The organism is Actinomyces sp. oral taxon 181 (assembly GCF_018370895.1).
Classification (GTDB): domain Bacteria; phylum Actinomycetota; class Actinomycetes; order Actinomycetales; family Actinomycetaceae; genus Pauljensenia.
In genome coordinates this window covers 60796-84979 of record NZ_JAGYZL010000009.1, presented here as the reverse complement: position 1 = coordinate 84979, position 24184 = coordinate 60796, and the positions used below count along the sequence as shown (strand labels likewise).

The following is a 24184-nucleotide window of genomic DNA, read 5'->3' as shown; positions in this document are numbered from 1 at the left end:
GTGGCCCACTTACTGGGGACGCAGTCACTGGGAGCCCTTGCTGGTTCGCGCCAATTACTTGCGGACGTTGATATCAGCGTCGAAGACTCTTCTCGGATCGGTATTCTGGGCCCCAACGGAGCGGGAAAATCAACGCTACTGCGTTTGGTTGCCGGCCTTCAGCAGCCTGACGATGGTCGAATCATTACCCGCGATGGCCTGCGCATTGTCATGCTTGAGCAGGGCGATCATCTTGACAATGATGCGCGCGTGATGGATGCGGTGCACCCCGGTCTTGAAGAATATGAATGGGCATCGCAGCCCGCAATTCGCGATATCCATGCCGGTTTGCTCTCTGATATCGACCTGCACGCCCGGGTCGGAACCCTTTCTGGTGGGCAACGTCGCCGCGTTGATCTGGCGCGAGTTCTTGCGCTCCCTTCCGATGTTGTCTGCTTGGATGAGCCGACGAACCATCTGGATGTGGAAGGCGTTGCCTGGCTTGCTCAGCATCTGAATGCACGTTTTGCTCGTCCGGGTGCAAGCGGCGCACTCATTGCGGTCACCCACGACCGCTGGTTCTTGGACGCCGTGTGCGAAACGATTTGGGAAGTCGTTCCCGGGATCGATCCGGGCGGCTCTCGGCCCCAGATTCCTGGGCACGTTGAAATTTACGATGGATCCTACGCCGCCTACACTCTGGCCAGGGCGGAACGTCTTCGCCAAGCTGATGTCGCCGCGAAGAAACGCGCAAACCTATTGACAAAGGAATTGGCCTGGCTGCGCCGAGGCGCCCCCGCGCGAACTTCCAAGCCGAAGTTCCATATCGCCGCCGCTGAAGCATTGATCGCTGACGTTCCTCCGCCCAGGGACAGCGTCGAGCTGGTGAAAATGGCGACCGCGCGCCTCGGGAAAGATGTACTGGACCTAGAGGACGTTACCGTCACCTTCCCGACTCCAGGAGGTGACCAACGCACCATTCTTGACCACGTGACGTGGCGCCTCGCTCCCGGCGAACGCGTCGGTGTGGTCGGCGTGAATGGCGCGGGCAAAACGACAATTCTCAATCTTCTTCGAGGGGATCTGGAACCGACCAGCGGGCGCGTGAAGCGCGGGAAGACCGTTCAAGTCGCCACGCTTTCGCAGGATACCCACGAGCTTGATGATCTTTCAGATATGCGCGTTGTCGAGGCCGTCGATCAGGTTGCCCATAGTGTGATCGTTGACGGCAAGGAAGTTTCCTCTTCGCAAATGACTGAGAGGATGGGCTTTACTCGAGAGCGTGCATGGACCAGGATTTCAGAGATTTCCGGTGGTGAACGACGACGCCTTCAGCTGATGCGCCTGCTCATGGCTGAACCGAATGTCCTTCTTCTTGACGAGCCGACGAACGACCTGGATACGGATACTTTGGCGGCAATGGAAGACCTGCTGGATGCCTTCCCGGGGACTTTGGTTGTCGTCAGCCACGACCGCTACCTGCTTGAACGAGTGACCGACCACCAGGTTGCACTTTTGGGGGATGGAAGCTTGCGTGCCCTTCCCGGTGGGGTAGAGGAGTACCTTCGCATTCGCGAGGCCGGTGCCGCTTTCGCCACGGATGCTTCCACTAACAGTGAAAGCTCGGTGCGCCCTAGCCAATCTGGACATGCATGTCGCGAGGAATCCCCTAGCAGTGCGAAGAACGCGGGGATGACGGATTCGGCGGCCAGGCGAGCGGCGAAGAAAGAAGCCGCGCGATTGGAACGAAAGATTGAAAGTCTGCGCACGCGTCTGGAAAAGGTCGAGGCCGAGCTTGCCCTTCTGGCTGAAAAGGTCGCAACGGATCCTTCTGCTCTGAATGAGATGACGTCGTTTTCTACACAGTCCGCGGATTTGCGTGCCGAAATTGAGGAGCTAGAAGAAGCCTGGCTGGAAAACGCCGAGCTGCTTGACGAGTGATCAAAAAGGCTGGTCCAAAGGATACGCAGAGGGGGAATATAGCGGGTCCTTTGGTGATATTCGCTTTGATCAGCGCAGGCTTGCCTTAGGTCAATAGCAGGTTGGAATGTTTCGTAAATACTCCTGCGTTTCGTGTGTTGAGGCGCCGTAAAGTGGCGGTATTTCGCGGAAAAATGGGATGTAGTGGATTTTGAATTTAATTACGTCATTCTTGGAGTGTCTTCATTCTTTATTCCGACTCTTCAAGGAGATCATCATGACGACCATCGACCTCCCCTTGGTTCAGGACTGCTCCGTTACCGAGTGCTCCTACAACAACAATGGTTGCGCCGCCGGCGCCGTTACCATCGGCTACGGACGCACCTGCTCCACCTTCGTGCCCCTGTCTGTTCGCGGCGGTCTTGAGCGCAAGAGCCCCGTTGTGGGCGCCTGCCAGAAGGCGGATTGCTCCTTCAACACTAATCTTGAGTGCACCGCTTCTGCGATTCGCGTGGGCTCGACCAGTGCTGATTGCCTGACCTACCAGGCTCGCTGAACATAGCGTCATTAATTAGGGGTGTGGTCCGCAGGAATTCCTGCGGACCACACCCCGATGTTTAAAAATAAGGTTTATCGTCCGGGCCAGGACTGCATCTTGTTGAGCATCTCAACCTTGTAACGGTCCCAGAGTTTTCCGCCCCACCTGACCGCAATCGCCATAAGGCCTGCGCTCCACGCAGCTGAGAATACAAAGGCTCCAATAAATGCGATCGTGTGACCGGCGGTGAAATACAGAGCCAACCACCCGGGAAGTGCACCAAGAAGCCCACCGAGTGTTGTAGCCGAGATAGCCCACATCGCAACCATGCCCGATCCAGTTCCTCGGGTACTAAGGGGAGACGCCCCCGGCTGTTGGACTTGATAGACCCAGCGGCTTCCAATGATCATTGCCGTTGAAGAAGAAGCAGCCAAAAGAAGCAAGCACAGGCCCAAAACCCAGGCGGTGTCGGCAAAAGTATTACCCAAAATGGTGCACGCAATGCTATCTGCGATGAGGATAACCGGAGTGATCACCACCAAGGATCCGAGCAGGCGTCCCAAGCGGTCTTGAGCGCCACGAACTCCAGATGCGATAGGGATCCACGCTGCAGTGGAGTCATATTGCATATTTGCCCCGACTGTCGCCCCGATGACTAAAGGAGCCAGGTACAGGAAGAAATTGAAGGAGAAAGGCACCTCACTGCGGCTTTCACTGTCCATCAGGAAACTCATGAGAACTGCCATGAAGGGGAAGAAAATGCTGGACGCAAGAGAGGTCGACAGGCGCGAATCATGAAGCCAGTAGTAAGCGGTCTTCGTTGCCATGGAAGCGCTCTGAGGTGAGAGACCAAGTGCTTCCCAGCGCTGTACGTATTTGAGTCCCAGTGCACGTGAATCTTGGCGCTGCTGCTCGCGTTCTTTGGACGCGCGCTCTTCATCAACGTGATAGCGTCCCTCTTTGATCGCCTGCTGAGCTTGCGCAGACACTGGGCGGGAAACCCCGTGCATCGCTGGTTCCAGAACCCTCAGCCACAGGAACCAAGCCGCGCCGGCAGTAAGGGCAGCAATCGCGAAACGGATCCCGGCCGTCAGGTAGTCACTCTCGCTCACAGATGCGACGACTCCGAAGAAGGAACCAAAAGGTGTTGTGTACACGACTGGAAGCGCAGCCAGCACCGCATCATATGAGAAATGCTCGGCAAGGAGTTGGAACCAGATCCCCATCGGTGCAAAGACAGAAATGAACACCATGGTCCCAATGAAGCCCGCTAAGTTCTTTCGCGTTGAATCTTTTTGAATCTGGTTTCCCGCCCACGTCGTGATTGCCTTTGCCCACACGATTGCGGTCACAAGTGTGAGCACCCCGGCAATGAGTGATCCTGCAGCCATGGCCCAAAGCCCCCGGAAGAGATAAAACCAGGCGGGAAGAATGATGAAGAGTCCAGAGAAAATTGCTCCGATGCTCACGCATGAAGCGGCTATAAGTGCGCGCGCGAGCTGATGCGTAGGTGCGACAAAGGGAGAAAGTCGGCGCGGCTCAAGGGAGTTATCCATCGATGCCATGATCACTGGGCAGATGATCCAGCCCACGAAAATCACAGGTCCGGGCAGCATGACAAAGACCCATGGAGCCTCAGTCACTATGGTTGCAATCTTGGCAATACCAAAGTAGGCAAAGCCCGTGAAACCCAAACCGTACATAATGCCGATGATCGAGAAAATCAAAACGGCTGTCTGACTGCGCACCGTATTCCACATGATGCGCAATTTCATGCGAATCAGTTGGCCAGCCATGACAGTCCTTCGCTGGTGTGAACGCCGCCAACCAGCTGGGCAAAACGCTCGTCAAGGGACATTCCCGCTGCAACCTCTTCGGTTGCGCCGGAGGCCAGTACTTGTCCGTGATTAATCACCGCGACGTGCGTGCACAGCTGTTGGACTGTTGCCATGACGTGACTGGAGAGAATGACCGTTCCCCCTCGGGAAGTGAAGTCTTGCAAGATCTGGCGGATATTTGCCGCCGAAACCGGGTCAACGGCCTCGAAGGGTTCGTCAAGAACCAACAGAGAGGGAGCGTGAATGAGTGCTGCCGCCAGAGAAATCTTCTTCGTCATACCAGCTGAGTAGTCCGAAATGAGTTTCTTTCCAGCATCGGTCAGGTCCAGGGTATCCAGAAGCTGGTGAGCTCGCTGGCGGGCAGTTTCTCGATCCAACCCGCGAAGCATTCCAACATGCACCAAGAAGTCTGGGCCTGAGAGACGGTCAAGTAAACGCATACCGTCAGGCATGACGCCGAGCTGTGCGCGAGCCGCTTGATCGTCTTTCCATACATCAATTCCATTGACGTAGGCGGTTCCCTGATCGGGGGTAAGCAGGCCGGTTGCCATGTTGAGGGTAGTTGTCTTACCCGCGCCGTTGGGGCCGACGAAGCCGTAGAAGGAGCCCTTGGGGATATCGAGGGTGAGGTTTGCGACGGCAACCAAGTTTCCGAAAATTTTTACGAGGCCGCGAATTGCAAGTGCAGGAGGCTCGACTTCCACAGGAGCTTGCGTCGTTGGAGGCTGTGCCGGGGGAGGAGTAGGTATAGACATGTTCCTACAGTAGTGAATATCTCCTCAGCTGTGGAGAACGTTGCAGAAAATGGACGCTCATTTCCCTTTATCTGGGGGCGAGCTGAGGATTCTCCAAAGTGATACTGAGATTTTGTGAAAATGTTCCTTCTGCCTTCTGAGAAGGACTAACCTTTCGAGTGGTCGGGGGTAACAGGTCTAGAGTGTGCCTGCTCTGTCCTCGCAGACGATGCCCGCTGTTTTCTGCATTCGGATTCGTTCGCCTTGAGAGGAAGATGCACATGCTGCATGCGAAGAATCGGACACTGGTGACCACTCTTGCGACACTCTCGCTCATGGGGATACCCATTGTGGCTTACGCTGACCCGGCAGGAGGTGAAACAGCAAGAAATGATGCACAAACGGCATCTCCCGCGCCCGAGGCAGTAACTACAGCCCCCCAGGAGGCGGCTTCCGTTCCCAGCGCCGAGGCCTCGCAAGCCCAGGGCGAGGACCGCGCGGCGCCGACGCTGGTGAGCATCGGCGATATCCAAACCCCAGGTGATGGAGATGACTCTCACCTGATTAATCAAACCGTTGAAACCAAAGGCATTGTGACCGCGGCCTATCCCAAGGCAGAGAACGCAAACCTTAAAGGCCTCGAAGGCTTCACCATCCAAACCCCAGGAACAGGCGGAACCTGGGATCCCGCGCGAAGCACCTCCGATGGCCTCTTCGTCTTTATGGGGAAATCCTCTGCCTCAATGCCTTCGATTGGCGACTGCGTTGTCGTCAAAGGAAAGGTTGCTGAATATTCGGGTGTCAAGAATGCAACCGCTTCACCCCAGAGCTTGACTCAACTGCTTCCGGAAAAGATCACAGCAGTGAGCGGATGCGATCCCGTTAAACCCACGGAACTGAGCGGTGTGCCGACTCAAAAGCAGATGGAAGCGCTTGAATCCATGCTGGTTCTGCCCAAGGACACCTGGACAATTACGGATAACTACAAGACGAACCGCTTCGGGACGCTCTCGCTGACCCCTGGAAGCGAGGTTTTGCGTACTGCGACCGACGTTGTTGCCCCCGGTGCCGCTGCTCAAGCCTACGAGGCCGAAAACGCTGCGAAGACCATCGACCTAGACGATGCCTCGACGACAGACCTGACGAATTTCAAGCAGAACGGGCACAAAGAGCGCTACGCCTACTTGGCCAATGGAGCACCTGCGCGCGTGGGCTACCACGTCACCTTCACGAAACCCGTTGTCTTGGAATCGCGCTTTGGAAGCTTTGTTTTCCAGCCCACGCAGATGACCGCTGGTTACCCTGATCGTTCTCCGGTCACCATCACGGGGGAGCGTCCAGCTGCTCCAACAGTGGGCGGAGATACGAAGGTTGCAACCTTCAACGTCCTCAACTACTTCTCTGATCTGGGTGAAAACGAACCCGGGTGCAAGGGGTACGAGGATCGCGATCACAAGTTCATAACCGATAAGAACTGCAAGCTTCGCGGAGCCTGGTCCTCGCAGGCTTTTTCGAACCAGCAAACCAAGATTGTTCAGGCGATTAACACGATCGATGCCGACGTCGTGGCATTGGAAGAAATCGAAAACCCCGTCGCATCGGGTGTCAGCAGCGATCGTGATGGTGCGCTCAAGAGCTTGGTCAATGCACTCAACGCAGCTGCCGGATCCGAGGTCTGGGCCTATGTCCCCAGCCCTTCAACCGTTCCTGCGAACGAAGATGTCATCCGTATTGCCTTCATCTACAAGAAGGCAAGGATTACCCCGGTTGGTAACTCAGTCATTTTTGATGACCCCGCATACACAGGCCTTGCTCGCCAGCCGCTCGCTCAAGAATTCAAGCCGATCACTGATACAAACCACGAGGGCAAGAATTTCGTCGTTATTGCCAACCACTTTAAGTCGAAGGGGTCCGCGCCGAAGAACTTGTCCGCTGCAGAAGCTGCCGCGAATACCGACAATGGTGACGGGCAGGGTAATTCCAATGGAGTCCGCGTTAAGCAAGCCCGGGCACTTGCCACTTTTGCTCAGCGTTTTGATGGAACCCCAACTCTGCTTGTCGGTGACTTCAACGCCTATTCCAAGGAAGATCCGCTCAAGGTTCTCACTGATGCTGGTTGGACCCATGAGTCGGGTCACGGCGACTCTTCCTATGTCTATGGTGGTCGTTCGGGATCGATGGACCACGTCTTTGCTAACTCTGCAGCACACCCGCTGATCACTGGAGTGAAGTCGTGGGCCGTGAACGCGCAAGAGAGCATTGCCTTCGAATACTCGCGTGCCAACTACAACGCCTACTTGGCTTTCGAGGCCGATAACCCCTACCGCGCCTCGGACCACAATCCTGAAATCATCGGTTTGAATCTCATCACTCCGATTAACAATCCGCGTGTTGCACCCACCAGTGAACCTTCGGGACAGGCCTCCGTCTCCCCGAGCGCTCCCACGCAACCTTCCCCGCAATCCGCAGTGACTCCGAAGCACTCCACTTTGGCCTCGACCGGTGTCATGGGAAGTATTCCGCTGATTGCGGGAGCTTTAGCCTTGGCAGCAATCGGTTGTGTGCTGCGCCGTAAGACACTCTGACCCTCACCAACCATCACGAGAGGAACACACAATATGTTCACCACTTCACGACGAGTGGCGATTGCAACCGGTGCGGCGCTCGCGCTCTTTGCAACACCGCTGACTGCGCTCGCGGAGCCTGCCAGTGACGCCACCCCCACGGCGCAAGCGAGTACCGAGGCTCCTGCCGCCACCCCCACTGCCGAGGCCTCGGCAGGCGAAGCGACTCCTGCTCCGGCCCCCGCTGCCGCAGCGGAGCGCGGAGCATCCGATATCGTCACCTTGGACCTGTACAACCTCACCGATGTACACGGACACATTGAGCCGCAAAAGGACCGCAAGACCAAGAAGATCAGCGAAGCAGGTCTTCCGGCGATGAATTGCTACCTCAAGAAAGCAAAGGCAACGAACCCGAACTCAAGCTTCACCCTGTTGGGCGACAATATTGGCGCCTCCCCCTATACCTCTGGTGCACTGAAGGATAACCCGACCATCGAGGCACTCAATACGATGCATGCCTTGGCATCGACCATGGGCAACCACGAGCTGGATATGGGCCAGACTGTCTTCAAGCAGCGCGTTGATGGATCGAACCCCTCTGAGTTTGTTCAGACGAACTTCCCCTACTTGGCTGCAAATGTTGACGGAATGGGAACCTGGGGTTCGGGTACTCCGTACTTGGGAGAATACAAGCTGTGGACCTCTCCCTCGGGAGTGACGGTTGCATTTATTGGTGCAATCGCTGGGGACGTGCCCTATAAGCTCAGCCCCGGAACCACTGCGGGTCTGACCTTCAACGATCCGGTCGCCAAGATCAACACCCTGGCTAAGCAGCTCAAGCAGGACGGGACCGCGCAGATCGTCATCGCCATGCTTGATGATGACGTGAAGAATAACTACCCGAAGATGGGCCCCGATGTCGACGGTCTCATGGGTGGCGACACGCACGTTCCTTACGAGTTCGACCATGTCGATTCAGCGGTCACGCTCACCTCCGCAAATCCGCTTCTCGCGGGCGTTGCATCGGGTTCCTACACGGATAACCTGGGCCTGATCCAGATCTCCTACGACACGGCGACCGGAAAGGTCGTTAAGGCCGATACCAAGCTGATCCCTGCTGCAACCGTTTATGAGTGCGGTGAAGACCCTGAGACGAAGGCAGTTGTTACCCGCGCGCAGCAGGCCTCGGCAGCCGCCGGTGCCGAAGTTGTGGCACGGGGCTACACCGAGAGCTTCCACCGTGGCATCTTCGTGGCCCCCGATGGAAGCATCGAAAAGGGCGGTAACCGCGGTATTGAGTCGACCTTGGGCAACCTGGCCGCTGACGCAATGCGCGAAACGATCCACACCCCCGATGGCAACCCCGTCGATATCGGCATGATCAATGCTGGCGGTATGCGTGCAGATCTTGAACCCGGTAGCGATGGCACCATCACCTACAAGCAGAGCTACGACGTCATGCCCTTCTCGAACGAGCTGGGATACGTGACCATCAAGGGTTCTGACGTGAAGGACGCTCTGGAAGAACAGTGGAAGACGAACCTGAACTCTCAGAACTCGCGCCCGCTGCTCAAGCTTGGTCTGTCGAAGAATGTCCAGTACACCTACGATGCCTCTAAGCCTTACGGTGAGCGCATTACCTCGCTGCTCGTCAATGGTGCGCCCATTGATATGAACAAGGAATACACAGTTGGATCGGTGACCTTCCTCCTTGCAGGAGGCGATACCTTCCCGGCGCTCACCCGTGGAACGAAGACGGTTTTGGGTAACCTCGACCGAGATAAGTTCAACGAATACCTGGGCGCGCACAACGGCATTAAGGCTGCGACCCTCAAGCAGGCAATTGGCGTGACGCTCCCGAGCGATCCGGTGACTCCCGATCAGGAATTCACGGTGCCTTTGCGTGGGCTGTCCTTCTCCGAGGGCCCCGGAAAGACCCAGAATGTCAAGGTCTCCTTCGGATCTGTTGTCGCCAGCGCAAGTGTTGATAACTCGCTGCGTGAATTGCATGCTTCTGACGAAGCCTCGATCATCACGACTGATGGTGCAGGTCAGGCAACTTTGAAGGCCTCGCTGCCGATGTCGGTATGCGCCGCCAAACCCGAAGGGGGAGTGCTCACGCTGCCCGTCACTGTTGAGACCGATTTTGGAACCGTCGTTCCCGAGGCCGCAGGTTTGACTGTGTCGGTTGCTTGCCCAGTCGTTCAGCAGCCTGCATCGACGAACACCGCGGTGAACCCGAAGGCTCCGAAGGGCAAGAAGCTGGCGAAGACCGGTTCTGTAGCTGGAATTGCAGTCTTGGCCGCTCTTGCGCTGGGTGGTGCAGGGGTTGCTCTGCGTCGCAAGAAGAACTGAAATGGATGCTGTACTCATGAGGATCTCACTCTGATTGAGCACTGAATTCGCACGTGGGTGGCATGGCCGTATAGCTGTGCCACCCACCGTGTTTGTCAGCTGTGTCAATTTGAGAATGCTTATCTTTGAGGCTTCGAAGCTTTGAGGTTTTTGTGCAAGTGTGCCCATATGTTGAGAGGGTAACTGTGATTCAGAAATGAATAATTACTGCAATTATGCGGAAAAGATGAGTTTTATAGATTCGTTATCGAGCTGTATCCAATCCGCCTTGACACGCCTAATTGTGACGGGTGAAACTCGTTAGTGGGCGTCAACGCAGCACACTTATGCGTTCTCGCAAGCGGTGATGCATGTGCCCATTCTGGGTCTCATCGCATCCTCGCGTCTATCCAGTTCTGGATGTACACAACCTATGTGGAGGAAATACAGCATGAAGACCCTCACCAAATTTGTTGCGGTTGCCGGTGTCGCAACTCTCGCGCTGACCGCGTGCTCATCCGGCCAGAAGGCCTCGTCAGAATCTAGCTCCGACGCAGCATCGAAGGGTGCAAGCTTCAAGGCTTGCGCTGTTTCGGACGCAGGCGGTTGGGACGACAAGTCCTTCAATGAGTCCGCATACAACGGTCTGAAGAGCGCACAGTCCAAGCTCGGTATTCAGATCAACACGGCAGAGTCCTCCTCCTCGGCAGACTTCGTGCCCAACACTGAATCCATGGTTTCAGATGGCTGCAACCTGATCATCGGCGTTGGCTTCAACCTCGAGAAGGCGCTCCACGCCTCTGCAAATGAGAATAAGGATGTTCACTACGCGCTGGTTGACTCCTCTTTCTCGGATGATTCCCACAAGACCGTCACCGTCGAGAACGCACGCCCACTGCTCTTCAACACCGCTGAAGCCGCCTACCTTGCGGGTTATGCCGCAGCAGGCATGACCAAGACCGGCAAGGTTGCTACCTTCGGTGGCGTCCAGATTCCTTCGGTTACCGTCTTCATGGACGGCTTCGCTGATGGTGTCGCAGCCTACAACAAGGCCAAGGGCACCAATGTCCAGGTCCTCGGCTGGGACAAGGCAAGTCAGAACGGCTCCTTCACACAGTCCTTCGATGACCAGGCACTGGGCAAGCAGCAGGCACAGCAGTTCATCGACCAGGGTGCTGACATCATCATGCCCGTTGCCGGCCCCGTGGGCCTGGGTGCAGCAGCAGCTGCGCAGGCTGATGGCAAGACCTACATCATTGGTGTTGACTCCGACTGGTACGAATCTGCCCCCGACTACAAGTCGATCGTTCTGACCTCGGTCATGAAGGAAATTGGTGCTTCGGTTGAGCAGGCCATCACGGACTCCGTGAACGGCAAGTTCGCTGTAACCCCCTACGTGGGCACCCTGGCGAACGGTGGCGTTTCCATCGCTCCCTTCCACGATTTCGACTCCAAGGTTCCCTCGGATCTGAAGGACGAGCTGACCAAGCTCACCGATCAGATCAAGAAGGGCGAGCTGAAGGTTGAGTCCGCAAACTCCCCGAAGTGACGCGGGAGTTTTAGGCTGGGGCGCGGTGGTTTTCGACCATCGCGCCCCACTTTTTTCGGCTATCCTGAAACGGGAGCTCGATCACGCAGAAGGGGCGCAGTAGAGTGAAATTGGAGCTGAAGGGGATCACCAAACGTTTCGGTCCTCTGGTCGCAAATAACGACATCAACCTGACAATTGAAGAAGGCCACATTCACGCACTTCTTGGCGAAAATGGAGCGGGTAAATCGACGTTGATGAACGTGCTCTACGGCCTTCACCAGCCCGATGAAGGAGAAATCCTCATCGATGGAAAGCCTGTTCACTTCGGCGGACCCGGTGACGCTGTTGCAGCTGGCATTGGTATGGTTCACCAGCACTTCATGCTGATCCCGGTGTTCACTGTTGCAGAATCGATCGCACTGGGTTTTGAACCGACCAAGGCAAGCGGCTTGATTGATCTTGCTCAGGCGCGTAAGACCGTGAAAGAGGTTTCAGCGCGTTTTGGTTTCGATCTTGATCCCGATGCGCTCATTGAAGATCTTTCCGTCGGTGCCCAGCAGCGAGTTGAAATTGTTAAAGCGCTGTCGCGCCAGGCGAAGGTCCTGATTCTTGATGAGCCAACGGCAGTGCTCACGCCTCAAGAAACAGATGAACTCATGGCGATCATGCGTCAGCTTGCCGACGCGGGAACCTCGATTGTCTTCATCACTCACAAGCTTCGCGAAGTTCGAGCCGTTGCAGACGAAATTACCGTGATTCGACGCGGTACCGTTGTCGGCGAAGCCTCTCCGCAAGATTCTGAATCAGAATTGGCGAATAAGATGGTGGGCCGCTCCGTTATGATGCGCGTCCAAAAAACTCCCGCAGCGCCCAGCGGTGGGGGACTTGAATTCAAGGCGGTCTCCATGCTTTCGCCCCAGGGAGTTCCGCTTCTTGATCATGTCTCTTTCGCCGTAGAGCGAGGCGAAATCGTCGCCGTCGCGGGCGTGCAGGGTAATGGCCAGACCGAATTGGCGCAAAGCGTTTTGGGTCTGTGCACCCCTGATTCCGGTGAAATTCTTCTGGAAGGCGAAGATATTTCCCACGCGGGTCCTCGTAAGTCTTTGGACGCCGGTGTTGGCTTCATTCCCGAAGACCGATCGACCGATGGCATTATTTCTACTTTCTCCATCGCCGAGAACCTAATTTTGGACCAGTACAAGGATTCCTCCTTCGCATCGGGCCCAATGCTTAAGCTGGGAGCTATTGCGCAAAACGCGCGCGATAAAGAGCAGGAATTTGATATTCGTTTGACCTCAATCAACGACCCGATTTCCTCGCTTTCGGGTGGAAATCAGCAGAAGGTTGTCGTCGCGCGTGAGATGTCGAAGGATCTTAATCTGCTTGTCGCGAACCAGCCCACCCGCGGTGTGGATGTTGGTTCTATCGAATTCATTCACAAGCGCATTGTTGAGGTGCGCGACCAGAACATTCCCGTCCTTCTGATCTCATCGGAATTGGATGAAGTGATCTCGCTTGCCGACCGTATAGTCGTGATGTACCGAGGCCGCGTGATGGGAATCGTCCCCGCGGACACTTCGCGTGATGTTCTTGGTTTGATGATGGCTGGTGTTCCCTATGACGAGGCCGTCGAGGGCGTGCACGAACACGTTGAGGTTTCGGATTCACACGTGGAGGAGAAGTGATGACCGCGGTAAAGCGTCCTTCGAAGGCACTGATTGTGTGCCGTCATATCCTGGGATCGCGATGGTTCGTTTCCATCCTTGCGGTTCTCATCGCCTTCGCTATCGGTGCCATTCTGATCGCGATGACCGGTGCATCGGTACTCGATGCCTACTACGCGATGTTCCGCGGAGCGATCTTCGACCCATCCGCTCGGAGTTTCCAGCGTCAGATCAAACCCTTGACAGAGTCCCTGTTCTTCTCCATCCCCTTGGTATTGGGGGGATTGGGCCTTGCCTTGGGCTTCCGCGCAGGCCTGTTCAACATCGGTGGCAAAGGCCAGATCATCTTTGGTGCCCTTGCCGCTGTCTGGGTTGGTTTTGCAATGAACCTGCCGCCCGTCGTTCACACTCTTGTTGCTCTTCTTGCCGCGATGGTTGCCGGTGCACTCTATGCGGGAATTGCCGGTGTACTTAAGGCAAAAACGGGGGCGAACGAAGTCATCGTCACCATCATGCTGAACTCGATTGCGACCTTGGCGCTGGGCTATATCCTCTCGAAGAAATCGTGGCAGGTTCCCGGTTCTAATCAGCCTCAAACCCCGAAGGTCGCGGATTCAGCTGCTTTTACCCGCATCCTGGATGCCCCCTTCAAGATTCACGTTGGTCTTTTTATCGCCTTCCTTGCCGTCATCGTTTTCTGGTGGCTCATTGAGCGCTCGACCCTTGGCTTTGAAATCCGCGCAGTTGGTGCCAACCCCGAGGCCGCGCGTACCGCTGGCATTTCAGTCGGAAAGATCACCGCAATTACCATGGCGATCTCCGGCGCTTTCCTAGGCCTTGCAGGCGCGAACGAAGCCTTGGGTACTGTTGGCTACGTTTCAAGGGATATCGCTGGTTCTATCGGTTTTGATGCCATTACGGTTGCTCTTCTGGGCCGGAACAAGCCGCTGGGCACTCTGGGTGCAGGTATCCTCTTCGGAGCCTTTAAAGCCGGTGGCTACACCATGCAGGCCAAGGGCGTTCCGATCGATATGATCTTGATCCTCCAGTCAGTGATCGTCTTGCTGATCGCAGCTCCCATGCTGGTCCGCTGGCTCTTCCATCTGCCAAAGGAAACCAAGAAGAGCGTGCGTGTCGAGCTCGCTGAACTGAGCGGCGAGCATTCTGAAGAGGATGGGAAGACCCCGGCCATGGCCTCGGCAGTGAAGGAAGACGCAGCATTCAAGGGTGGCGATGCCGCCATTGATGGTGCCTCCGCCGATACGGAAGGAGAGGCACGATGAGCCAGACACGCGCAATGAATGATGTTCAGCTGAAGCGTTCGTGGAAGATGCCGGTTGTCTACGTTCTGGCAGCCCTTCTGCAGATTCTTTTCGTCGTTAAGGTCAGTGGCGATGTCACTATCAGGCTCAATGACAAGTCCCAGAGCATCAATATTGAGGACATCGTGACCCCCGGTCGTCCTCTCCTTCTGGTACTGACGCTACTTACTCTTGTGGTGACGGCTTGGTCGATCTACTCGGTGTGGGCGCGCCGTCAGAATCCGCGTTGGCTTGACGTCACCATGATGATTGTCGCTGGGATTGCAACGGTCTTCGGCTTCTTGGTCTACGCGGGTTCGGGGTCGGCCGGTGTCGTAACACTGACCTCCACCCTCTACTCCACAGTGGCAATCTCGACGCCTCTGATCTTCGGTTCCCTTTCGGGCGTCGTCTCCGAACGCGTTGGCGTTGTCAATATCGCCATTGAAGGTGACCTGCTCTTGGGTGCTTTCGCTGGCGTCATGGCAGCGTCCTTCTTCCAGACCTCGTGGGCAGGTTTGATCGCTGCGCCGATCGCGGGTGCCTTCCTTGGCTGCCTCTTGGCACTCTTCTCGGTCAAGTACGGTGTGGATCAGATCATCGTCGGTGTGGTTTTGAACGTCTTGGCAGCGGGCCTGACAACTTTCTTCTACGGAACGTGGATGACGAAGAAGCCCGAACTGTTCAACACGAACAGATTCTCGCTTTCTGACATCAAGATCCCGATCCTGGGGGAGATCCCGATTCTTGGTCCCGTGCTTTTCAACCACAACATCTTGGTGTACCTGATGTACGCCACGGTGATTTTCTTGGCGGTTTACCTTTACCGCTCACGTTGGGGCCTGCGCCTTCGCGCCTGTGGTGAGCACCCACGCGCTGCAGATACTGTGGGTATCAACGTCAATCGCACGCGAACCCTCAATGCAATCCTCGCTTCTGGTTTTGCTGGATTGGGCGGTGCATTTTTCACCATCGGTTCGGGTCTCTCCTTCACCGACAATATCTCCGCAGGTAACGGCTACATCGCCCTTGCGGCAATGATTTTGGGTAAGTGGCACCCGATCGGTGCGATGGGTGCAGCGCTGATGTTCGGCTTCGCTCAGGCGCTCGCCCGCTTGCTGCCCAACCTTGAGCAGTCCATTCCTTCGGATTTGATTTCGATGATTCCTTACATCGTGACCATCATTGCGGTCGCTGGATTCGTTGGAAAGTCGCGTCCGCCGGCAGCCGAAAACGTTCCTTACACGAAGTGATCGACGGCTAGGTAGATGAAGGACCCAAACATGGATATCAATTGGGAAGAGCTCAAGGATCTTGCAATCTCCGCAATGGAGCAGGCTTACTGCCCCTATAGCGGTTTCCCCGTCGGTGCAGCAGGACTGACAACCGATGGGCACACCTACTCGGGCTGCAATGTGGAAAATGCCGGTTATGGCATCACCCTTTGCGCCGAATGCGGCATGGTGTCGCAGATGGTGCGCTCGGGCGGAGGTCGCCTCGCAGCGGTAGTCGCGGTGAATGGAAACTGCGAACCCGTGGCTCCCTGCGGACGCTGCCGCCAGCTTATTTTTGAGCACGGTGGGAATGACTGCTTGGTTCTGATGCCCGATGGCGTCATGTCCATGAAGCAAGTGCTCCCCGGAGCTTTTGGTCCGCACGACCTGACTGAAGTCGCCTCCGCGCGATTCGTAGAAGACTAATCACTGTGGCGGGCGTATGTGTCATCAAGTGGCATGTACGTCCGCCACACACATAGCCCGACAACAACACCCAGGAAGGACATCATGAAACAGTTTGATGCCGTCGACGTCATCCGCGTGAAGCGCGATGGCGGGAAACTGTCCACTGAAGAAATCCAGTGGACCATTGATGCCTACACGCGCGGGGTCATGAAAGACGAACAAATGGCAGCCCTTGCCATGGCCGTCTTCCTGCGTGGAATGGATCGGGAAGAAATCGTTACCTGGACCCAGGCCATGATCGATTCCGGCGAGCGTATGGATTTTGCGCGTATTTCCCGCGTAACCGCTGATAAGCACTCAACCGGTGGCGTGGGCGATAAGATCACCCTTCCTCTTGCGCCACTGGTTGCGTGTTTTGGTGTTGCCGTTCCGCAGCTTTCAGGCCGAGGCCTTGGGCACACAGGCGGAACCTTGGACAAACTCGAGGCCATCCCCGGCTGGCGTGCCGCGCTGTCCAATGAAGAGATCTACCATCAGCTCGGCGAAGGCTGCGGCGCTGTTATTTGCGCGGCGGGTGCGGGACTTGCCCCCGCAGATAAGAAGCTCTACGCACTGCGCGATATCACGTCAACCGTCGATTGCATTCCGCTGATTGCCTCGTCGATCATGTCGAAGAAGATTGCCGAAGGCACCGATTCGCTGGTCTTGGACGTCAAGGTTGGCAGCGGCGCATTCATGAAGGACATCGACAATGCCCACGAGCTTGCCCGCACCATGGTTGATCTTGGACGAGATGCCGGTGTGAAGACCCAAGCGCTACTCACCGATATGTCCACCCCGCTGGGACTCAAGGTCGGTAATGCGCTCGAGGTCGAAGAATCCGTTGAGGTTCTGGCCGGCGGCGGTCCCGCAGATGTCGTGGAATTAACCGTTGAGCTTGCCCGAACCATGCTTTCCATGGCCGGTAAGAGCGATGTCGACGTTGAGGCTGCTCTCAAGGACGGTCGTGCGATGGATACCTGGCGCGCAATGATCCGTGAACAGGGCGGAGACCCCGACGCCACGCTGCCGACCTCAACGCTGACCCACACTGTCACTGCCGAGGCCGATGGCTTCGTTTCCGAAATGGATGCACTTAGCGTGGGCGTGGCCTCGTGGAGGTTGGGTGCGGGCCGTGCAGTCAAGGATGATCCGGTACAGGCTGGTGCGGGTATTGAAATCCACGCCAAGCCCGGTGATCAGGTCAAGGCGGGCCAGCCGCTCTTCACCTTGCACACCGACGACGAATGGCGCATTCCCCGCGCCCTTGAAGCGCTGGACGGGGGAGTGGCGATCAGCGAAACCGCACCCGCTCCTCGTCACATCATTTTGGACCGCGTGGGCTAAGACTTTCGCCAGACCAAGCAAGCGACACCACCACACACGTATTGGAGTAAACAACCATGAAATCGACACCGCATATCAACCCGACCGCCCCCATTGCGCCGACTATCTTGCTGCCCGGAGATCCTCTTCGCGCCAAGTTCATTGCCGAAACCTACCTTGAAGATGCGCAGCAATTTAACGCGGTGCGTAACATGCTGGGCTTTACCGGTACCTACCAGGGCACCCCGGTATCTGTTATGGGCTCGGGTATGGGTATTCCTTCGATCTCGCTGTACGCGTGGGAACTCATCCACGTCTTTGGTTGTACAAAGCTCATCCGTGTGGGTACGTGTGGCGCGCTGCAGCCGGGAATCAACCTTTACGATGTCGTCATCGCTCAGGGAGCGTGCACGAACTCGAACTTCATCGATCAGTACAACATCCCTGGAACCTATGCCCCCATCGGTTCCTACCGCCTGATCGAGGCTGTGCGCGAGAATGCGAAGGAAAAGGGAGTGACCACCCACGTGGGTAACGTCCTCTCGTCGGACACTTTCTACAATGCTGATCCAACCTTTAACGAGCGTTGGCAGAAGATGGGCATCATGGCCATTGAAATGGAAACCGCGGGCCTGTACGCAACTGCCGCCGAGGCCGGGGTTGAGGCTCTGGGTATCTTTACCGTCTCAGACTCGCTGGTGACCGGTGAGGAAACCACTGCACACGAACGTCAGACCGCGTTCACCCAGATGATGGAAATTGCACTTCCTCTGGCGCAGATCTGAGGACCTGGAGAAGGAAAAGTATGAAGAAGTCTGAAGTTGCACACCTGATTGACCACACGATCCTCAAACCCGAGGCAACTCACGCCGATGTCGCGCGGATCGTTGAGGAAGGCGCACGTTTTGGTACCTATTCCGTGTGTGTGTCCCCATCGATGCTCCCGCTTGAGGTTCCCGAAGGACTGAAGGTTGCTTGCGTCGTGGGCTTTCCCTCGGGGGCGGTGAAGCCGAATGTCAAGGCATACGAAGCCAAGCAGGCTATCGCCGATGGTGCCGACGAGATCGATATGGTCATCAACATTGCCCTGGCAAAAGAAGGCAAGTTCGATCAGGTCGAAGACGAAATCCGAGCTGTTCGTGCGCAGATCCCCGCGGGTAAGGTCCTGAAGGTCATCATCGAATCGGCGGCCTTGACCGATGAAGAAATCGTTGCCGTGTGCCGCGCGGCCGTTGCTGCGGGTGCTGATTTCGTCAAGACCTCGACCGGTTTCCACCCCGCGGGAGGGGCCTCGGTCCACGCAGTGAAGCTCATGCGCGAGACCGTCGGCGAGGGCATCGGGGTGAAGGCCTCGGGCGGTATCCGCAATGCAGAGACCGCTGTCGCCATGATCAATGCCGGAGCAAACCGTTTGGGTGTGTCGGCAACCGCAGCAATTCTTGAAGGCCTTGAGGACTGAATATGAACCTTATTGAACGTGCCCAACAGTGGGTTGATCACGATCCGGATCCGACAACCGCAGCCGATCTCGCCTCCGTCGTTGAGGCAGCGCGCGCAGGCGATGAGAGCGCACTTACCGAATTGGGCCGTGCCATGAACGGCCCCCTGCAGTTCGGTACTGCCGGCCTGCGCGGTGAAATTGGCCCGGGTGAATCGCGAATGAATCTCTCGGTTGTCATCCGTGCAACTGCTGGGTTGTGCGCGGTTCTCCTTAAGCACGCAACGCGCGCTCCGCGAGTTGTGATCGGCTGCGATGCCCGCTACGGTTCGGTTGACTTCGCTCACGCAGCTGCGCGCGTGGCCTCGGCAGCAGGATGCGAAGTGCTCTTGCTTCCGCTGATGAACCCCACCCCGCTCACTGCATTTTCAGTGCGTGAGCTGGATGCCGATGCGGGCATCATGGTCACCGCATCGCACAACCCGCCTCGCGACAATGGCTACAAGGTCTACCTGGGTGGAACCGTCGTGACCGGTGCCGGTCAGGGCGTCCAGATCGTTTCTCCCTTCGATGCCGAGATCGCTTCTGCGATTGCTTCGGCTCCTTTCGCTGATCAAATCGCCCAGAATGATGAACTGATTGTCAATGTGGATCCTCGCGAGGACTACATTGCCCGCGCTGCCTCTTTGGCCTCGGGAAGCGCTGAAAGCAAGGCCGACTTGGGGATTACTCTGACGGGAATGCACGGCGTTGGCGCTGCACTCACCAAGAAGGTCCTCGAAGAAGCCGGCTTCACCAATGTCACTCTGGTTGCCGAACAGGCCGATCCGGATCCCGATTTCCCGACCGTTTCCTTCCCGAACCCGGAAGAGCCTGGGGCATTGGACCTGGCAATCGCGCACGCTGCCGCCCACGGATCGGACCTGATCATTGCTGTTGATCCCGATGCTGACCGCTGTGCACTCGCTGTTCCCGACAGCGAATCTGCGACCGGCTGGCGGCAGCTCTCCGGTGATGAGATCGGATCGTTGCTGGGTGAATTCCGTGCTCAGAGCGCACCTTCTGATGCGGTTTTTGCAAACTCCATTGTCTCCTCGCGACTCTTGGGCAAGATTGCTCAGGGACATGGCTTGAAGTACCAGCACACGTTGACGGGCTTTAAGTGGATTGCCCGCGTTCCTGGCCTCTACTTCGGCTACGAGGAAGCAATCGGTTTCTGCCCCGATCCTTCGCGCGTGCGCGATAAGGACGGTATTGCAACATCCGTTGTCGCGGCCTCCCTTTTCGCGCAGCTCAAGACTCAGGGCCGCAGCGCGAAGGACGAATTGGAACGCATGGCGCGCCTATATGGCCTGCACGTGACCGCTCCCTTAACCTTCCGTGTCGATCGACTGGAGCTTATCGCTGAAGGAATGCAGCGCCTGCGCGCCCAGCCGCCGACAACTCTTGCCGGTGCTGAGGTTGAAGGCGTCGTGGACCTGTCGAAGGGGTGGGATGGCCTTCCCGGAACAGACGCACTTATGGTCACCACCACCGCTGGAGACCGTGTGATCGCACGTCCTTCGGGCACTGAACCTAAGCTCAAGTGCTACTTGGAGGTCATTCTTCCCGTCGAGGAAGGTGCTGAGGTGCCTTGGGAGGCCGCTCGCGCTCGCCTAGAAAGTATCAAGGCTGAGTTTGGCGCTGCGATTGGGATCTGAATAAGTTCCGAGACTGCAGCTACAGTGCAGGACCCACAGTAGCTCCGGCGTCAAAGACCTTTGGTGGGTGTCGCCTACGGGCGGTGCCCACCAGTCTTATTCGCTTCCTTGCGACGGTGCTGTCTGGGATTTGCTGTTCCACTAGATCGCTCTATTTCCACTTGTGCGTGGTTGACTCGCGACAAACAAGCGAGGCTGGCAGGATAAAGGTGTGAGCGAAGAACGCACCTTATCAGATACGCAGCCGCAAGATTTTCACGATCATCTGCTTTTGCAAGCCTTCGCGTGGGATCTCCCTGCTGATCAAAGCCTGTGGAGAAGCATTGCTGCCGCAGCGCAAGACCTTGCGGATCTGGGAATTGAAGGTGTCTGGCTTCCGCCCGCCTACAAGGGCTATTTGGGGCGCGAAGATGTCGGCTACGGCGTCTACGACATGTATGACTTGGGTGAGTTCGACCAAAAGGGAAGCGTCGGGACAAAGTACGGGACGAAGGAAGAGTATCTGAGCGCCATCGATGCCCTTCACGCAGCGGGCATCCACGTGATTGCCGATATTGTCTTTAACCACCGCCTGGGTGGGGATGAGACCGAAGAAGTTCGAGCACGAAGGGTTGATCCGGGGAACCGAATGCAGGTGATCTCCGACGAAGAAACAATCCGTGCGTGGACCCGCTTCACTTTCCCAGGCCGGGCAGGAACTTACTCCGATTTCCAATGGGATTGGCAGTGTTTCAACGGTATCGATTGGGACGAAAACACGAAGAGTAACGCTGTCTGGCTTTTTGATGGTAAGGAATGGGACCCGACTGCCGGTGAGGAGCTGGGCAACTACGACTACCTCATGGGCTGCGATGTTGATGTCTCTTCGCCGCAGGTCAATGAGGAATTGGATCGTTGGGGCCGCTGGTACATCGAAACTACGGGCGTCGACGCCCTGCGCTTGGATGCTGTTAAACACATCGGTTCAGATTTCTTTGCACGCTGGCTGCCAAATTTACGTGAAGCGACCGGCAAACTTCTTCCCGCTGTAGGGGAGTATTGGAGCTACGACGTGGGGCAGCTGTGCTCCTACCTTGACCGAGTCCCCGACGTTGCGCTCTTTGACGTCCCATTGCATTTTCACTTCCACGAGGCCTCTATCTCGGATGGAAATTTTGATCTTTCGCAGCTTTTTGCCAATACCCTGGTTGGGACTCGTCCAGAACTGGCCGTCACTTTCGTAGAAAACCACGACACGCAACCGGGACAGTCACTCGAGTCCACCGTTGCGCCCTGGTTCAAGCTCTCTGCTTACGCTTTGATTCTTTTGCGCGACAGCGGGGTTCCCTGTGTTTTCTGGGGAGATCTTTTGGGCAACGGTGACTCTCTACCCGCTGTGAGTGAATTACCCTTCCTCATGCGTGTACGGAAGGCTGCCGCCCAAGGCTCGCAGTTCGATGCATTTGATAATCCCGATGTCGTGGGTTTTTCTCGTCAGGGAATTGAAGGAAACCCCTCGACTGGCTGCGCCGTCATCCTTTCAGACCGCCTTGCCGGCGAGAAGCGCTTATTCCTTGGGAACTGGCGCGCGGGTGAGACCTGGGTGTGCGCTATTGGCGAGCACCCGGCCGTCGTTATCGAAGAAGACGGGTGGGCAACTTTCCCGGTTTCCGACGGTGGCCTTTCCGTTTACCTTCCCGAGGCCGCGCGCCTGTAACGGGGCAGCTGCTACTTGGCCTCGTCCGCGGAAGTCATCAGGATGGGGGAGGGGCGCAGGTTGCGCATACCGTTCCAGACAAGGTTCACGACGTGCGAGGCGACTTCTTCCTTGCTCATTCGACGCTCGTCAAGCCACCACTGGCCCACCTGTGCAATCAGGCCGACAAGCATTTGCGCATAGAGGGGCGCCCACTTGGGATCCATATGCGCATGAGAAAACTGCTCAGCTAAGAGGTGCTCAACCTTAATGGCCACATCTCCAAGCAGTGAAGAGTAAGAGCCGGACGTCGAATTCTGTGGGGCATCACGCACCAGGATTCGGAAACCATCCGTATGAGATTCGATGTAGCTCAACAGGGCGAGTGCTGAATCCTCAAGGATCATTCGCGGGCGCTTATGGGAATCCAGAGCGGCTTCCAATGCGCTCATGAGTGCCTGGACTTCTCGGTCCACAATGACGGCGTAGAGGCCTTCTTTTCCCCCGAAATGCTCATAGATAACGGGTTTTGAGATCTTTGCGTGAGCGGCAATTTCCTCGACACTGGTGCCGTCAAATCCTTTTGAGGCGAAAGTCGCACGTCCCACAGCAACCAGTTGCTCGCGACGCGCAAAAGCGCTCATTCTCATCCGCTTCTCGGCCATGTCTTAACCGTACACTCACACCGTGTCATAGGTTCTAGATGGCATAACACGGTGTGTTTATGGCACAATCTATGTGTCCTTCCGCCTTGGTGTAACGGCAGCACAGAGGTTTTTGGTGCCTTTAGTCTAGGTTCGAATCCTAGGGGCGGAGCTCAAAATGAGCGCGCGTGAAAGGGCGACATGACTACTCCCACTGCAGTGATTGTTCTGGCCGCCGGCGCCGGAACTCGAATGAAGTCTTCCCTTCCCAAGGTTGTTCATCCAGTTGTTGGGCGTTCAATGATTGGTCACGCGCTGCACGCAGCTGCGGGGACTTGCCCCGATCATCTTGTTGCGGTTGTCCGTCACCAGCGTGAACTCGTCGCTGCTGAAATCCTGCGCAATAACCCCGATGTGATCATTGCAGACCAGGATGATATTCCCGGAACCGGTCGTGCGGTGCAATGTGCACTCGACGAACTTTTGCGCCGAGGTCATAGTCTTTCGGGCACGATCTTGGTGACCTACGGCGATGTCCCCATGCTTGATGCAGATACCCTGAATGCTCTTGTTCGTTCTCACGATGAGCGCGGCGCAACAGTCTCAGTGCTGACGACAATTGTCAATGATCCCACCGGATATGGGCGGATCATCCGTGATGATGCCAGCGGTGATGTTTGCCGGATTGTCGAACAAAAAGATGCATCCGAAGCAGAGCGTCAGATCCGTGAAATTAATGCCGGGATCTACGCATTTGATGGTGAATTCCTACGTGATGCGTTGATGCACGTTGGGACCAATAACAATCAGGGTGAGGTTTACCTTACGGATGTCCTTGCTCAGGCATACCAGGCGGACCGCGTAACAAACGGTGTTGTTCTTGACGATCAATGGATGGCGCAGGGCTGCAACGACCGGGTCCAGCTTGCTGAATTAGCCGCAGAAATGAACCGTAGGATCTGCGTGGAACATATGCGTGCAGGCGTTTCCATTGTGGATCCCTCAAGCACATGGATCGAATGTGATGTCCGCATTGATGCGGATACAACGATCTATCCCAATACTGTTCTGCGCGGTCGTACCCAGATCGCCACGGGCTGTGAAATTGGCCCGGGAACAACGCTGACGAATACGCAGGTCGGGCCGGGGTGCCGAGTACCTGCCGCCTGGGTCAGTAACACACGCCTAGAAGGCGATACGATAGTAACGCCTTTTACTTCGATCGAACGGTGAATAAGGTTACTGCTCGACGAAAAAAGTCCGCATAAACGGGAGGG

At 56.5% G+C, this 24184-nt stretch carries 18 protein-coding genes and 1 tRNA gene; 16 read left to right on the top strand and 3 right to left on the bottom strand.

The features are described from left to right. The gene (locus KHW85_RS05540; RefSeq protein ID WP_291459116.1) at nucleotides 1–1920 is read left to right on the top strand and encodes an ABC-F family ATP-binding cassette domain-containing protein; all 1920 of its coding nucleotides are present in this window, start codon (nucleotides 1–3) and stop codon (nucleotides 1918–1920) included. A 256-nt stretch (nucleotides 1921–2176) separates the two neighbouring features. Next, a complete protein-coding gene (locus KHW85_RS05535) occupies nucleotides 2177–2455 on the top strand; it encodes a DUF1540 domain-containing protein (RefSeq protein ID WP_178706724.1) in 279 nt (92 codons plus the stop codon). Between the two features lie 74 nt (nucleotides 2456–2529). Here the strand turns inward: KHW85_RS05535 and KHW85_RS05530 are convergent, their stop codons facing one another. Both KHW85_RS05530 and KHW85_RS05525 read right to left on the bottom strand, forming a co-directional pair. Next, on the bottom strand, nucleotides 2530–4233 hold the full coding sequence (locus KHW85_RS05530; protein WP_291459115.1) for a hypothetical protein: 1704 nt from the start codon (nucleotides 4231–4233) through the stop codon (nucleotides 2530–2532). Further along, complete coding sequence (locus KHW85_RS05525) at nucleotides 4218–5030, bottom strand: ABC transporter ATP-binding protein (RefSeq protein WP_291459114.1); 813 nt, start codon at nucleotides 5028–5030, stop codon at nucleotides 4218–4220. Before KHW85_RS05525 ends, KHW85_RS05530 begins: the two co-directional genes overlap by 16 nt. Nucleotides 5031–5290: 260 nt before the next feature. Here KHW85_RS05525 and KHW85_RS05520 point away from each other — a divergent pair, with 260 nt between their 5' ends. The 12 genes from KHW85_RS05520 to KHW85_RS05465 all read left to right on the top strand — a co-directional run bounded on the left by KHW85_RS05520 (nucleotide 5291) and on the right by KHW85_RS05465 (nucleotide 22284). Continuing rightward, nucleotides 5291–7594: an ExeM/NucH family extracellular endonuclease gene (locus KHW85_RS05520; protein ID WP_291459113.1), complete on the top strand. Its 2304-nt coding sequence runs from the start codon at nucleotides 5291–5293 to the stop codon at nucleotides 7592–7594. Between the two features lie 33 nt (nucleotides 7595–7627). Then, nucleotides 7628–9928: a bifunctional UDP-sugar hydrolase/5'-nucleotidase gene (locus tag KHW85_RS05515; RefSeq protein WP_291459112.1), complete on the top strand. Its 2301-nt coding sequence runs from the start codon at nucleotides 7628–7630 to the stop codon at nucleotides 9926–9928. 430 nt (nucleotides 9929–10358) lie between these two features. Further along, the gene (locus KHW85_RS05510; RefSeq protein WP_291459111.1) at nucleotides 10359–11456 is read left to right on the top strand and encodes a BMP family ABC transporter substrate-binding protein; all 1098 of its coding nucleotides are present in this window, start codon (nucleotides 10359–10361) and stop codon (nucleotides 11454–11456) included. A 104-nt stretch (nucleotides 11457–11560) separates the two neighbouring features. Continuing rightward, nucleotides 11561–13123, top strand: coding sequence for an ABC transporter ATP-binding protein (locus tag KHW85_RS05505; protein WP_178704601.1), 1563 nt, complete (start codon nucleotides 11561–11563; stop codon nucleotides 13121–13123). Then, on the top strand, nucleotides 13123–14385 hold the full coding sequence (locus KHW85_RS05500; RefSeq protein WP_291459110.1) for an ABC transporter permease: 1263 nt from the start codon (nucleotides 13123–13125) through the stop codon (nucleotides 14383–14385). Before KHW85_RS05505 ends, KHW85_RS05500 begins: the two co-directional genes overlap by 1 nt. Continuing rightward, the gene (locus KHW85_RS05495) at nucleotides 14382–15656 is read left to right on the top strand and encodes an ABC transporter permease (protein ID WP_291459109.1); all 1275 of its coding nucleotides are present in this window, start codon (nucleotides 14382–14384) and stop codon (nucleotides 15654–15656) included. Before KHW85_RS05500 ends, KHW85_RS05495 begins: the two co-directional genes overlap by 4 nt. Before the next feature lie 30 nt (nucleotides 15657–15686). Next, complete coding sequence (locus KHW85_RS05490) at nucleotides 15687–16103, top strand: cytidine deaminase (RefSeq protein ID WP_291459108.1); 417 nt, start codon at nucleotides 15687–15689, stop codon at nucleotides 16101–16103. 84 nt (nucleotides 16104–16187) lie between these two features. Beyond that, on the top strand, nucleotides 16188–17471 hold the full coding sequence (locus KHW85_RS05485; RefSeq protein ID WP_291459107.1) for a thymidine phosphorylase: 1284 nt from the start codon (nucleotides 16188–16190) through the stop codon (nucleotides 17469–17471). Nucleotides 17472–17527: 56 nt separating this feature from the next. Further along, the gene (deoD, locus tag KHW85_RS05480) at nucleotides 17528–18235 is read left to right on the top strand and encodes a purine-nucleoside phosphorylase (protein ID WP_291459106.1); all 708 of its coding nucleotides are present in this window, start codon (nucleotides 17528–17530) and stop codon (nucleotides 18233–18235) included. A 20-nt stretch (nucleotides 18236–18255) separates the two neighbouring features. Next, entirely contained in the window at nucleotides 18256–18909 is a 654-nt protein-coding gene (deoC, locus tag KHW85_RS05475) for a deoxyribose-phosphate aldolase (RefSeq protein WP_178704583.1), read from the top strand. A 2-nt stretch (nucleotides 18910–18911) separates the two neighbouring features. Next, nucleotides 18912–20588, top strand: a complete 1677-nt coding sequence (locus KHW85_RS05470) for a phospho-sugar mutase (protein WP_291459105.1) — start codon at nucleotides 18912–18914, stop codon at nucleotides 20586–20588. Nucleotides 20589–20799: 211 nt separating this feature from the next. After that, nucleotides 20800–22284: an alpha-amylase gene (locus KHW85_RS05465; RefSeq protein WP_178704577.1), complete on the top strand. Its 1485-nt coding sequence runs from the start codon at nucleotides 20800–20802 to the stop codon at nucleotides 22282–22284. An 11-nt stretch (nucleotides 22285–22295) separates the two neighbouring features. Here the strand turns inward: KHW85_RS05465 and KHW85_RS05460 are convergent, their stop codons facing one another. Next, on the bottom strand, nucleotides 22296–22928 hold the full coding sequence (locus tag KHW85_RS05460) for a TetR/AcrR family transcriptional regulator (protein ID WP_178704574.1): 633 nt from the start codon (nucleotides 22926–22928) through the stop codon (nucleotides 22296–22298). Between the two features lie 80 nt (nucleotides 22929–23008). Here KHW85_RS05460 and KHW85_RS05455 point away from each other — a divergent pair. Both KHW85_RS05455 and KHW85_RS05450 read left to right on the top strand, forming a co-directional pair. Further along, a tRNA-Gln gene (locus KHW85_RS05455) sits at nucleotides 23009–23079 on the top strand. Between the two features lie 29 nt (nucleotides 23080–23108). After that, nucleotides 23109–24140, top strand: coding sequence for a sugar phosphate nucleotidyltransferase (locus tag KHW85_RS05450; protein WP_291459104.1), 1032 nt, complete (start codon nucleotides 23109–23111; stop codon nucleotides 24138–24140). The last annotated feature ends 44 nt before the right edge of the window (nucleotides 24141–24184 follow it).